Source organism: Hallella sp. (assembly GCF_037460745.1).
In the GTDB taxonomy this organism is placed as follows: Bacteria; Bacteroidota; Bacteroidia; order Bacteroidales; family Bacteroidaceae; genus Prevotella; species Prevotella faecis.
This window is the reverse complement of sequence record NZ_JAXVAE010000060.1, coordinates 1-11,866: the sequence shown is the minus strand read 5'-3', so window position 1 is coordinate 11,866 and position 11,866 is coordinate 1. Positions and strand designations below refer to the sequence as shown.

9 protein-coding genes and 1 tRNA gene are annotated in these 11,866 nt (G+C 51.1%); 5 read left to right on the top strand and 5 right to left on the bottom strand.

Annotated features, from left to right (window positions below; translation table 11 throughout):
* The coding region (locus WKK33_RS02245) for a carboxypeptidase-like regulatory domain-containing protein (RefSeq protein WP_337932290.1) at nucleotides 1-482 on the bottom strand (482 nt) is incomplete at its 3' end.
* 317 nt (nucleotides 483-799) lie between these two features.
* A complete protein-coding gene (locus WKK33_RS02240; protein WP_337801226.1) occupies nucleotides 800-2,371 on the bottom strand; it encodes a hypothetical protein in 1,572 nt (523 codons plus the stop codon).
* 360 nt (nucleotides 2,372-2,731) lie between these two features.
* On the opposite strand from WKK33_RS02240, the gene WKK33_RS02235 reads away from it, so the two are divergent.
* Entirely contained in the window at nucleotides 2,732-3,031 is a 300-nt protein-coding gene (locus tag WKK33_RS02235) for a hypothetical protein (RefSeq protein WP_337932288.1), read from the top strand.
* Nucleotides 3,032-3,181: 150 nt separating this feature from the next.
* On the opposite strand, the gene WKK33_RS02230 is transcribed toward WKK33_RS02235, so the two are convergent.
* The gene (locus tag WKK33_RS02230; protein WP_215759511.1) at nucleotides 3,182-3,637 is read right to left on the bottom strand and encodes an Hsp20/alpha crystallin family protein; all 456 of its coding nucleotides are present in this window, start codon (nucleotides 3,635-3,637) and stop codon (nucleotides 3,182-3,184) included.
* A gap of 318 nt (nucleotides 3,638-3,955) precedes the next feature.
* Between WKK33_RS02230 and WKK33_RS02225 the strand changes: the two genes are divergently transcribed.
* Entirely contained in the window at nucleotides 3,956-4,705 is a 750-nt protein-coding gene (locus WKK33_RS02225; RefSeq protein WP_337932286.1) for an ABC transporter ATP-binding protein, read from the top strand.
* Between the two features lie 410 nt (nucleotides 4,706-5,115).
* Here WKK33_RS02225 and WKK33_RS02220 read toward each other — a convergent pair whose 3' ends face one another.
* Nucleotides 5,116-5,985, bottom strand: coding sequence for a PfkB family carbohydrate kinase (locus WKK33_RS02220; protein WP_337932285.1), 870 nt, complete (start codon nucleotides 5,983-5,985; stop codon nucleotides 5,116-5,118).
* Between the two features lie 207 nt (nucleotides 5,986-6,192).
* Between WKK33_RS02220 and WKK33_RS02215 the strand changes: the two genes are divergently transcribed.
* A tRNA-Leu gene (locus WKK33_RS02215) sits at nucleotides 6,193-6,274 on the top strand.
* Nucleotides 6,275-6,396: 122 nt separating this feature from the next.
* Here WKK33_RS02215 and WKK33_RS02210 read toward each other — a convergent pair.
* A complete protein-coding gene (locus tag WKK33_RS02210) occupies nucleotides 6,397-6,735 on the bottom strand; it encodes a hypothetical protein (RefSeq protein WP_337932283.1) in 339 nt (112 codons plus the stop codon).
* 408 nt (nucleotides 6,736-7,143) lie between these two features.
* On the opposite strand from WKK33_RS02210, the gene WKK33_RS02205 reads away from it, so the two are divergent.
* Together WKK33_RS02205 and WKK33_RS02200 are read left to right on the top strand one after the other, a co-directional pair.
* Nucleotides 7,144-8,469 (top strand): AAA family ATPase, encoded by a 1,326-nt coding sequence (locus WKK33_RS02205; RefSeq protein ID WP_337932281.1) that lies wholly within the window; start codon nucleotides 7,144-7,146, stop codon nucleotides 8,467-8,469.
* A gap of 323 nt (nucleotides 8,470-8,792) precedes the next feature.
* A complete protein-coding gene (locus WKK33_RS02200; protein WP_337932279.1) occupies nucleotides 8,793-11,630 on the top strand; it encodes a beta-N-acetylglucosaminidase domain-containing protein in 2,838 nt (945 codons plus the stop codon).
* Nucleotides 11,631-11,866: the final 236 nt, after the last annotated feature.

The window sequence follows — 11,866 nt, the reverse complement described above, 5'->3', positions numbered from 1 at the left end:
ATATTGTTTATCAGCAAGTTATAAAATGCATGTTTTTTGAGTGACGAAGTCAGGAGCTCGCGCAAGTCATGGCTGCGCAACTTGTTCAGGCGGACTGGTGGCAGGAAAACTTCCTTCAGACGGTTTAATGGGTAATTCACCCATAGACTGTCGGGAGCGTAGCCATCAGCCTCAACCCTCAGCAGGTATTTCCCCTTGTGGGGCACTGGCAACATAAAGTTTCCTATGTCGCCCGCCAGGTCGGGAGAGAAGGCCAAGTCGTCCTCAGAGAACGAGTAGGTAGAGTCGGTGCAAAGGATCTCCCCACGCATGTCGGTCAGTACGACACGCGCTCCACCAATGCCCGCCTCCGTGAAGTTGTCGATAACACGGCCACAGAAACTGTGTTTCGTATCGTCTGCCTTGGCAGACAGAGCCACCAAGGCAAACGACAACGTAAGGAAGGCAAGCAAACCAATATGTGAAAACTTGCTATGAATCATTGGGCGTTACTAATTACCATTGGGAATGGCCTGGCAAATGTGTTTGACCTTAATGGCAGACCCTTTCTTTGTACAGGATAACAGGCTTTGCTGGTGTAGCAAACACATTAAAAAATGCTGAAACGAAAATTACAAAAAATCTTTTCATATCGGTTTTTGGTTATTATTTCACGTGCAAAGTTATTCGATTATCAGATGAAGCGCAAAGGTTTCATGTCTAAAAAGACATATTGGAGCCTATGCGCAACATCTTGTTTATCAGCGATGTATGAGATATCAGAGGATTATTCTGTCTAAAAATGCCATTGGGTTGCTGGTTAGTAGTTCTCTATAAATGTTTTGGCCGAAATATCGGCACCTTCCAGTCCCAGTTTTGTCTTTATCAAGAACAGCTTTTGTCTGACCGACTTCTCCTCGATGCTATACAGAGCGGCTATGGTTGAGGCAGGCACCTTGATTCGAATGAGCATAAGAAAGCGGATATCTTTGGTTGTTAGCTTAGGGAACTCGCTTCTTAATCTCTCAATGAAATCATTGTCGGTGCTATTCACAAAAGCCTCCAATTCAAGCCAATCGTCGTCTGAGAATGCGAAAGCCCTTGGCTTTTTCGTTTTCAACGTGTTTACCTTCTTCGATATGTCCACCTTTTTGATCAGGTATTGCCTGATGGAGGCCAACTGCTTGTCTTTCCATTGTATTTGGGAGAGATTTCTTATTCGTTCGTTCTCAGCCAACTTGGCTTTTTGATACAAAAGGGCACAGCCCAATGATATGAGAACGATCAGAAACAAAGAGATGACGATTGTCAAGGTGACTTGTTGCCTATTAGCCTCGTTATCTTTGGCTCGCGCCACCTCCTTTTGCAACATGAGCGTGTAATACTTATCCTTGGAAGCCATGTTGGCCGAATTCTTCTTTATCAGATACGCCTCCGCGGAATCGGCGTATGCGTAAACGTTGTTTATGTCGTTTTGGGAGAAGGCTATTTGCCTACTGAGCGAATAGATGAGCCCTCCGTATTCTTCGTAACATGCGCGTGGAGTTTGAGAGATCAATGCTTTTGCTTGTCTTAACGAGTCGGCTTGGCAATAGGCTTGCGCCAAGGCCAAATGGGCCGAAACATCGTAGGTCACACGTAGGTTGTAAGACGCTTTTGCCGCTTGCAGCACATGGGCTTCTTCCCCATACATGCTATAAAACACTGAAAGATCTTGATAAGCATCGGCGAGGGGCGCCTGGTCGGTTCTGATGGTTTGGGCAAGGGAAATGGCTTTACGTGTGAAGCCAATGACCTCTTCGAGGGTGTTCTCCTTGTAGGTAAGGCATTCGGCTAAGTTGAGCAATGAATAGACCCTGTTGGCAGTCGACACATTCACTTTATTATATATGTCGACCACTTGTCGCGCATATCCTATGGCCCTATCAGCATCGTACAGCCTTAACAGTCGCGAACTTTGAAAGAGCCCGAGGCAATAAGTCAGCGTATCGCCTTGTTGTCTTGAATATTTAAGACATTTGACAAACAGGTTGAGCGCCTTTTCGGAACTGTCGTTATGCGCATAATACAGCCCCATGTAGTATAAGCACTTAGCGTAAAGCGAATCGTTGGGCCTGTCCTTATACCAGTTGTAAGCTGTTCTGATTAGGGAGTCATGGTCGACATTCTGCCCCGCCTTGTTCTGCGCCATTGTGTAAACAAGCGAGTAGATGGCTAACTCTTGGTCTGATAGTTTGGTTTGGTTTATACTGTTGAGAATCGTTATTGCGCTGTCAGGCTTCTGGTTTTCTACCATTTCTAAAGCCATAGATATCCTGTCATCATGCGTGTAACATGAAGCGACCATCGTTAGCAAGGCAACGGTTAGAAGAGCACAGAACGTTTTTCTCATTTTTAGAAGTTTTATCGCTACAAAAATACAACTAAATTCTCACATTGCTTGAGGATGAGTATCTAAATCCATCATTTGGCTTACATCGTATATCTAATTGAACAATAGTCGGTTATAAGGATATTCAGCATTACTCATATCTAAATTCTATGTAATTGAGGCCACAGGGCATCTAAAAACACACTTGCCGACGCTTCTTCACTCCAAATGGTTCAAGCATAGGCCGACAGGGCTAAGCGCTCTGCGCCACCATCGCCTATCCATGTCGATGGCAGAAAAGCGAGGTTAGCAGGGCACCTTCGAGAACCTTGCCCATTGCTTGTCGCCACCTTATAATTAAGGTATGTTGTCTGAGAATCCATGGATTCTGCTTTTGCCCCATATACCTGGAGGCAAAACAACAATGCTGCTGCAAAACAAATATTCCTCATTACGTTATTGTTTGATTTAGGTGTGGGCAAAGATAGCACATTCTTTTGGTATTTTGATAAAAATATTGTTCCAATGCGTTGCCATCGCGTTCCAATACGTTGCCATCTTATTTGCTCTTCTTTCACAACAGGCCATAGCATTGCGCCACTTTTGTTGCCATTTGGCAATTATCGGGTTTCTTTTCCATTTTCTTGGCGCAAACGGGGTATGCTTCAATTATTTTTATAACTTTGGAAACAAAAAGGCATGAGGCAGCTTCCACTCTACCCACCCGCCACGCATAGAACACGAATCAGCCCTGACTTCCTTTGTGGGAAACCAGGGCTGATGTGTGTTATACTCGGCGAATGCCTTTAGCGCTTCGCCAGAAGGGGAATGTTATTTCACCTCGATGTTCTTCATGACCTTCGCCTCCTGCTCAGGAGTGATCTTCGGAACGGTGATGGTGAGGATGCCATCGGCTACGCTTGCGGTGATGTGGTCGTGGTCTACATCCTCAGGCAGGGTGTAGCACTGCTCATAGTTGCTGTAGCCAAACTCGCGGCGCAAGTAGCGCTCGTGCTTCTCCTCCTTGTTGTCGCGCTCTTCCTCCTTGTGCTCCATCTTGTTCTCAATGGCCACATGGAGCAGTCCGTCGTTGTTGATGTTCACGCGAACCCACTCTTTCCTCAAACCGGGAACGGCCATCTCCATCTTATAGTCCTTGGGAGTTTCAAGCACATTGATAGCGGGCGCTGTGGCTTTAGTCTGCGGCATCAGGTCGACATCAAAGAGTGTGTCGTCAAACCAATTGTTCAACCAATTAGAATCATTGTTTCTACGAACTAACAACATAATATTTACCTCCAGTTTTGTTTTGTCGTCCTCTCCTCGCCTTGCGGCCCGGTCGGGACTTCATGTTATAATTATCTTTTGTTAGCTTCGGCTTTTTCGACATCCATTTCGTGGGAACCCCTTCACGCCATGCAAAGCACGCTCCGCTCATCTGGCTTATCGTATAGCCTCGGTTGTCACTAAGCCCTTAAGCAACAAGCGTGCCAAGGGCATCAGTGGGATGCCCGTCTGCCAGATGTAGCCGTTTTTGTCACGTTCGTGTGCAATATTGTCACACAACATGATGATAATCTGGAGGGATAGCCGTATCTTTGCAGCATGAACGAAATGATCATCTCTGATTTGTCGGTGGGCTACAAGCACCGGGTGGTGGCCTCGCATCTCACCGCCCGCTTGCAGGGCGGAACCCTCACGGCGCTCGTGGGTGCCAACGGAATGGGCAAGTCGACCCTGCTGCGCACACTGGCGGGGGTGCAACCGCCCTTGGCGGGCACGGTGACGCTCGTAGCCGACGGCGTGGAACGGCAGCTGTCAGAACTCTCACGACGCGAGCTGTCGCGGTGGATTGGTGTGGTGCTCACCGACCGCGTGGAGGTGGAGAACCTCACCGTGGAGCAACTGGTGGGCATGGGGCGCATGCCCTACACGGGCTTCTTCGGACGCCTCAACGACGACGACCGCCGCATGGTGGGCGAGGCGCTCGCCATGACGGGCCTCACCCCTCTGGCCCAGCGGCAGGTAGGCACGCTGAGCGATGGCGAGCGACAGAAGATGATGATTGCCAAGGCATTGGCGCAGCAAACACCCGTGGTGCTCCTCGACGAGCCTACGGCCTTCCTCGACTATCCCAGCAAGGTGGAGACCCTGCAGCTCTTGGGTAGCCTGGCCCACCACACGGGGAAGATCATTGTGCTCTCCACCCACGACCTGAACCTCGCCGTGCATCTGGCCGACCATCTGGTAACCTTTGGCAACGGACTCGAGGAGGTGGGTAAAGACCGTTTGCGTCGTTACCTCGACCAGCTCCTGGAAAGTCAACACGCCTCCCTGGATGAGGTGATGGGGTGAATATCTCACCCCGAATGGTAATTCTTTTAGCCTCAGACGGCGTAACAACGAATCGTTTTATTTGGCCTCAGACGGCGTAACAACGAATTTCCCTAATTTTCGAATTTTTCCAAATTGCGTTAGCTAAATTCGTTCAAATTGGTAATCGTAGAACGATTACACTAATTACCTCCCTTTTGGTCGGTGGGGCTTCGCCGGGTCTCGTTAATTCGAGAAATTACTTCCCTACGGTCAGTGGGTCTACGACAAATCTCGTTGTTCTTTCTGATGAAGGTTTAGCTCGGCGGCCGAAGGGTAAGCCAAAGCGGCAGAGCCGAGCGACCGCGTCTGAGCGTTCTCTCACCCCGAATGGTTTCCTTTTAGCGCTCAGACGCGGTCTGAGCGCTAATCATTGAACCTGCGGGGGAGGGTTAGCGCATGACGCGCTCTATGTCGGCCAACGTGCCGTCGAACGGGCCATTGTGCTCCAACTTCAGGGTGCACATGGCGGCGGCGAACCTACCGGCCTCGGCGTAGCCCATGCCCTGCAACCGACAATAGAGGTAGCCCGTGGAATAGGTGTCGCCACAACCCGTGGCGTCGACCACCTCGCGCGGTTGGAAGGCGGGAATCTCATAGAAATGGCGGTCGGCATAGATGAGCGAGCCATAGCTGCCCAACGTGATGACCACCTCCCTCACACCTTGGTCGGCCAGCGTGCGGGCCACGGTGCGAGGGTCCTTCGAGTTGGTGATGACCTCCATCTCGTGCTCGTTGAGCTTCAGGATGCTCGTGGCCGCCAAAATCTCCTCTTGGTGCTTCCAAGGAATGGCGCGCACATCCTCGCCCACCACCTCGCGCAGGTAGCCCTGCACATCGATCGACACCAGTCCCTTCGTGGCCAGGTATTTCACCACCTCGGGCGGGAAGTCGTCGGCCAGCAGGCTGCCTAAGTGGAACACACGGGCCTCCAACGGGCGCATCTCCTCCAAGGTGAAGGGGTCGGCCTTGGCCAGCACCCGCTGCGTGCGGTTGTTGGTGTCGATGCCGTAACGGTTCTCAAAATACACCGTGTGACGACTCGGATAGCAAAGGGTGTCCACGCCCGCCTGGCGCAGCTTCTCCACCTCGCCCATCTGGCCTTCGCCCACCTTGGTCACCAGTTGGTAACTAACCTTCTCAGGGAGGCGACTAATGCCATACGACATATAATAAGAGGTGCCACCGGCCATATAGACGGTGTTCTTAGGTGTTACGATCTTATCGCGGGTAATGTGCCCTATGCTGCAAATGTCTTTCATTTCAAAAACGCGTTTGACTGCAAAGGTAACAAATAATTCAATACCATCACACAGAAATGGCCTAAAAAAGTAGTCGCCCTACAGCCTTTGCGCCCGCCACGGCACCCCTGCGCCAACAGGTTTTTGCATAAATCTCAAAAAAAATACGCCATAATGTTTGGGCGTATCGAAAAAACATTGTACCTTTGCATCGCTTTTAAAGAAGAAGCCCAGATGGCGGAATAGGTAGACGCGCTGGTCTCAAACACCAGTGCCGCAAGGCATCCCGGTTCGAGCCCGGGTCTGGGTACTCCCAAAAAGTTATCGACCCCTTGTAAATCGCTGATTTGCAAGGGATTTTTCTTTTTCCGCCCCTCACCCTCGCATCCCTCCGCCTCCATGGCCAAGCCGAGCATGGTTCAAGATATTTGGTTAAAAAGTTGTGTCGAGATTTTGACCGAACCAGCGAGCGAAATCGCCGTTTTTGCGCCATCGGAGCGACAAAAACGAGACATCCGCTTGCCGAAAGGCATCTTTGGCGTTGCGATCGGGCATCTTTCGAGCTTCGAAAGGCCAGCTATCGCACCACGAAAGACCATCTTTCGACGTGCGATACATGCCTAACGGCAAGGGGTAATGTAAGCGAGGAGCGAGCAACGAGCAGCCATAAATCGCAAAGCGCTGAACGCCAAGCATTTGCATAACTTTGCTGAGAATAGCGTATTTGCGCCCAACATTGTCTTCCTTGAAAACAAACGTGTAGATTGCCATATAGATTGTTGCGAAAATTCCCAAGGAAACAACGACAAAGGTACACGTCAGCATTTACGCTCAGACACGGCAAAGCCGAGCGGCGGAGCCTGCATCCTAACTCTCTTTGAATCCTGTATCTCACAGAAGACTGGCTCACCCAGCACAGTCCTTATTCATCAAGGACGTTGTTTTTGTATCCATTGTTGTTTCAAAATCTCATATTTCCACGAGCAAGGCCTGGTGGCATACGGAGACAACAAAGCATAGAGGAGAAATGATAAAACAAAGCAGAATCCGACATCAAACCGCCACGACGGGCATAGTATATGTTAATTCTGCGCATTTTTTGCAAGTATTCGACAATTACACATTTGCGTTTCAAAGAAAAAGATTATCTTTGCACAACAACCAGAAAACAACATTGCTATGATTCTTAGGGCTACATTCGAAAACATCTATTCCATCAAGGAGGAAACACAGATCAGCTTTGTGGCAGGCAAGAGCAATGCTCATTCCTCTCATGTTTCTCGTGCCGAGAAGCGTGACGACATTTCTGTTCTAAAGGCTGGCATCGTGTATGGCGCCAACGCTTCGGGCAAGAGCAATATCATCAAAGCCATCGCCTTGCTCCAACAGATGGCCAACGGTGGTTTTCCGAAAAGCTTGATGGAACCTTTCAAACTTGCCGACACCACGGAGCAAAACTCCAAGGTCGAATTAGAATTCAAGGCGAAGGGGAAGTGCTATGCCTATGGCATGGAGTTCACCGTTGGCGGCATCAAGGAAGAATGGTTGTTTGAAATCAACAGCCGCACAGACAAGGAAGTGTTCACCCGAAAAGTAACATCCGACGGCAACGAGTTTACCTTTGGCAAGGTTGACGGCAACGAGGAAACGTCCATGCTCCTGAAGTTTATTGCCCACGGCACTCCCTCCGATAGCAGTTTCCTTTCTGAGTATGTACGCAGGAACGGCAAGGGACTTGAAAGCATACGAATGGCAAAAGAATGGTTTGCCGATGGACTGAAAATAATCTTCCCAAGCACACGCCTGCAAGGAATTTCTTTCCTTACAGAGGACAATGACGAGCTGCAAGAAACAACTCGCTCGCTCCTTGCCTACTTCAACACCGGCATTTCAGACGTGCGCCTATACAAGGTAAGAAAGGAAGACGTGAACCTCGCTACCGATTTGCTTGAGAACATACTCGACAGGGCAAAGAACGGCAAGCCATACAGCATGGCAGCCACGGTTGGAGGAGAAATGTATCTGTTTGAGGTGAATGCAAAGGGTGGCTACGAGATTTACAAGCAAAAGGCCATACACAAGAACCTCTCTTCGGGCACAGAGGTGGTATTTGATCTGAGCGAAGAGTCGGACGGAAGCATTCGGCTGCTTGACTTCATACCCATGCTCATAGACTTGAGGCAAAACGAAGTAGACTATCTCATTGACGAGATAGACCGCAGCATGCACCCCATGCTCTCACAAAAAATCCTTGAGTGCTATTTCTCTGGGCTTCAACCAGGAAGAGACACCCAACTGATCTTCTCTACCCACGAGTGCAACCTGCTTAATCTCGACCTTATCAGAGCCGACGAGGTGTGGTTTGTTGAGAAAGGAAAGGATGGCGCATCCCACCTCACATCATTGGCCGAGTTTAAGCCCCGGGAGGATGTGCGAAAAGGCTACCTCTTAGGACGCTATGGAGCCATTCCGTTCTTTGCGCCCATACGTCAACTAAAGTGGTAACAACTATGAGACAAAGACGCGACTTCAAAAGAATAGTTTACTCCCACATATTGAAGAAGCCATTAAGCGGGCCGAAAGTCTTGACGCGAATCCTAAAGACAGATGGCCTCAGACCATGGGAACAAGAGTGTATCTACTCGCAAAAAGCATTATGGACTGGCATGACCATTTGAGGAAATGAAACCCGCTCCATTTACCATACTAAGCTAATTAATTATGTAGCGCAAAGCAACAAATATGGGCTGCGATAGGTCATTTTTGCTGAAAAGTCTGTACCTTTACACCGATTTACCTATAATTAAACCTAAATAGTATCCTAAAACATGATGAATTACCTGAAAAAAGTTAGCTTGCTGCTGCTTTGTTCATTCTTTGTCCAAGTGGCGTCGTGGGCGCAACAGGTACAGGTGTCGCCTGTGCCTCAATCGGTTAGCTGGGGCGAGAAGGCCTTCGAGTCGGCCAACGCCAAGTATAGCCTTACCAAGGCCGAAACCACCGACGCCTACGCCGTGGCCTTGCTGCAGGAGAAGCTCACCCTGGCCGACGACGGCATCAGCCTGGTGGTGGGCAAGAAGGGCGAAGCGGCCGTGAGCGCCGTGGAGGCCAACATTCCCGAAACGGCTGAGGGCTATTACCTCAAGGTGGACGCCAACGGCATCATCGTGGCTGGCGCCGACGACGCCGGCACCTACTACGGCGTGCAGACCCTGTTGCAAATACTGGCACAGCCCAACGTGATGGAGGTGGAGATCAGCGACTATCCCGCCTGCGCACAGCGTGGCGTGATAGAGGGTTTCTACGGCAATCCGTGGAGCGACGCCGACCGCAAGAGCCAGTTTGAATTCTACGGCAAGAACAAGATGAACATCTATGTTTACGGTCCCAAGGACGACCCCTACCACCGCACCAAGTGGCGCGAGAACTATCCCGCCGACAAGGCCGCCATTATCCGTGGCCTGGCCGAGGCCGCCAAGAAGAACCACGTGTCGTTTGTGTGGTCGATCCACACGGGCGGAAGCATCTCCAACAGCGAGAGCGACTTCAAGGCCGTGGTGAACAAGCTGGAGCACGTCTACTCGCTGGGCGTACGCAACTTCTCCATCTTCTTCGACGACTTTGGTGGCGCCGACGCCAACCTGCAGGTGGCCGAGTGCAACTATGTTTGGAAAAACTTCATTGAGAAGCACGACGACCTGAACCGCCTCTCGATGTGCCCCACCAAGTATAACGCCGCCTATGCCGGGTGGAACAAGAACGACGAATACCTGCGCGCACTGGGCAAGGGCTTGCACAAGGGCATTGAGGTGATGTGGACGGGCGACGGCGTGGCCGACATGATCAACCAGGGCGACCTCGATTTCTTCAAGACCGCCACGGGGGGCATGGCGCCCTTCATCTGGCTCAACTATCCCGTCAACGATTATTGCATCGGACACATGCTCATGGGCAAATTCTACGGCAACGACAAGGGCAACAACGCCTTTGGCGGCAAGATGACGGCCTTCACGTCGAACCCCATGGAGTATGCCGAGGCCTCGAAGGTGGCGCTCTACGGTGTGGCCGACTATGCCTGGAACATGAAAGACTACAACCCCGAGGCCAACTGGGAGCGGGCCATCGGTTACCTGATGCCCAACAACGCCGAGGCTTTCCACGTGTTCTGCGAGCACAATGTGGACCTGGGATGGACCGTGCACGGACTGCGCCGCGAGGGCGAGAGCCCCAAGTTCAACGTGAACGGCACGCTCGACGAGCAGAAGGACCAGTTTGACCTGATGGTGGAAGCGGCCGACGCGCTGCTGGCCGACACCTACAACCCCGCGCTCATCACCGAGATCACACCGTGGCTGCAGAAAATGAAATACATGGGCCAGCGCGGACAGAAGATCGTGGAGATGTGGGGCCTCATCGACAGTGGCGACACGGCGAAGTTCCTGCAAGACTACCGCGACATACAAGACCTTCTGACCAAGGAGGACGCGCTCATCTCGCGCAACTTCTCAGGGACCATCAAGAGCGCCAAGCCCGTGGTGGCAACGCAGAAGGTGGAGCCCTTCCTCAAGCAGCAGCTCAACGAGTTGGTCATAGCCTACAAGAGCAAGTACACCGAGGGTTGGGAGAACTTCCCCGTGCAGGTGCTCGAAACGGGCAACTACTACATCAAGTACAACGGCAAATACCTTTACAACAAGAACGCCTCGGCCGACCGCACGGGCGACATGCCCATCTGGACCGACGCCATCGACGACACCCAGCCGCAGAAGTGCGAGTGGACCATCAGCGTGGATCCCAACACGGGCCGTTACAAGATTGCCAACACGCAGGATGGCCGTTACCTCAACGAGAAGGGACAGTTCTGGGAGAACAAGGAAATAAACCCCTACGACCCCGAATGGCACAGCTACGACATCTACCGCGTAAACGGCAAGTATGCCATCCAAACCACCGCAAAGGTGAGCCGCAAGTTCCTGGGAGCCAACAAGACGCGCATCATCAAGCGCGACACGCCGTTGGCCAAGGACAAGGACAACAACCCCATCCTCCACATCAACGACGCCATCTTCGAGATTGTGCCGGTGAAGGGCAACGACGTGAAGCATCCCGTGATCGAAAGCGGAAAGACCTATTACATCAAGAACGACAAGGGCGAATATCTCACCACCACCTCGTCGCTCTCGGCCCTGAGCCGACCCACCTTCAAGGCCAAGGGAAAGGATGTCACGAGGCAGAAATACCAGAAGTGGACCATCACCACCGACGCCACATCGGGCCGATGGAAGATTGCGTTCAACAAAAACAAGTTTCTCGACGAGGAAGGACGCATCAACCAGAACCCCTACTACTCGGAGTGGAACTCGGTGATCTTGCGAGAGGTGGGTGGCAAATGGGCCATGACGAGCGTCACGCCCAACGCCGCACCGCAGCAATGGGGCATCACGACCGACAAGGTGATTAAGCGTGTGGACGCCGACCTGAAGGACAGCTACGTGTTTACCGTGGTCGACGTGGACGACGACGATCTCGCAACGGGCATCAGCACTCCCACAACGAGCAACGACGCCAACGCCAACGCCGCCATCTACGACCTCTTTGGCCGCAAGGTGGAGAAGCCCGCCCAGCATGGTGTTTACATCAAGGGGGGCAAGAAGTTTGTGAAGTAACACAACCCACATACCTACTATTCCTACAAGAGGGTGTGTCAAAACTAAAATGACTACTCTTCAAAGTTACAGATTATAACTATAATATTTAAAAGGGTCGTATCAAACTCTGTATTGAGTAATGATACGGCCCTTTCTTTAGTCTTTTAGGATGCTCAAATTTCAAATTATAAGTTCATATTTTCAAAATACTAGTGATGCGATATTAATCGCTTAACTATAGTTATATATTTGAT

Excerpts from the sequence above, each read along its gene's own strand:
- WKK33_RS02240 (WP_337801226.1), bottom strand. The coding sequence starts at position 2,371 with ATGAGAAAAACGTTCTGTGCTCTTCTAACCGTTGCCTTGCTAACGATG.
- WKK33_RS02235 (WP_337932288.1), top strand. The coding sequence starts at position 2,732 with ATGGATTCTGCTTTTGCCCCATATACCTGGAGGCAAAACAACAATGCT.
- WKK33_RS02230 (WP_215759511.1), bottom strand. The coding sequence starts at position 3,637 with ATGTTGTTAGTTCGTAGAAACAATGATTCTAATTGGTTGAACAATTGG.
- WKK33_RS02225 (WP_337932286.1), top strand. The coding sequence starts at position 3,956 with ATGAACGAAATGATCATCTCTGATTTGTCGGTGGGCTACAAGCACCGG.
- WKK33_RS02220 (WP_337932285.1), bottom strand. The coding sequence starts at position 5,985 with ATGAAAGACATTTGCAGCATAGGGCACATTACCCGCGATAAGATCGTA.
- WKK33_RS02210 (WP_337932283.1), bottom strand. The coding sequence starts at position 6,735 with ATGGCAATCTACACGTTTGTTTTCAAGGAAGACAATGTTGGGCGCAAA.
- WKK33_RS02205 (WP_337932281.1), top strand. The coding sequence starts at position 7,144 with ATGATTCTTAGGGCTACATTCGAAAACATCTATTCCATCAAGGAGGAA.
- WKK33_RS02200 (WP_337932279.1), top strand. The coding sequence starts at position 8,793 with ATGATGAATTACCTGAAAAAAGTTAGCTTGCTGCTGCTTTGTTCATTC.